A 532-nucleotide genomic window follows, 5' to 3' on the forward strand; every position below is an offset into this window, starting at 1 on the left:
TGAAGTTCTTCAACTGGATCGGCACGATGTGGAAGGGCCAGATCACCTTCGAATCGCCGATGCTGTTCTCGGTCGGCTTCATCGTGACCTTCCTCTTCGGTGGTCTGACCGGTGTCATCCTCGCGAGCCCGCCGCTGGACTTCCACCTGCACGACTCGTACTTCGTGGTGGCGCACTTCCACTACGTGCTCTTCGGCACCATCGTGTTCGCGACCTACGCCGGCATCTACTTCTGGTTCCCGAAGATGACCGGGCGCATGCTCGACGAGCAGCTCGGCCGCTGGCACTTCTGGCTGACCTTCGTCGGCTTCCACACCACCTTCCTGGTGCAGCACTGGCTCGGTAACGAGGGCATGCCGCGTCGCTACGCCGACTACCTGCCCTCGGATGGGTTCACCACCCTGAACACGATCTCCACCATCGGTGCGTTCGTGCTCGGTGCCTCGACGCTGCCGTTCCTGTGGAACGTCTTCAAGAGCTACCGCTACGGCCAGGTCGTCACGGTCGACGACCCGTGGGGCTACGGCAACTC

Annotated in this window: 1 protein-coding gene; it reads left to right on the forward strand. The window is 62.2% G+C overall.

Annotated elements, in window-relative coordinates; translation table 11 throughout:
• Positions 1–532: cbb3-type cytochrome c oxidase subunit I (locus ACPCXD_RS22915; protein WP_423661212.1), on the forward strand; the 532-nt coding region annotated here is incomplete at both ends.

The organism is Rhodococcus sp. AB351 (genome assembly GCF_049538275.1).
Lineage (GTDB): Bacteria > Actinomycetota > Actinomycetes > Mycobacteriales > Mycobacteriaceae > Rhodococcus.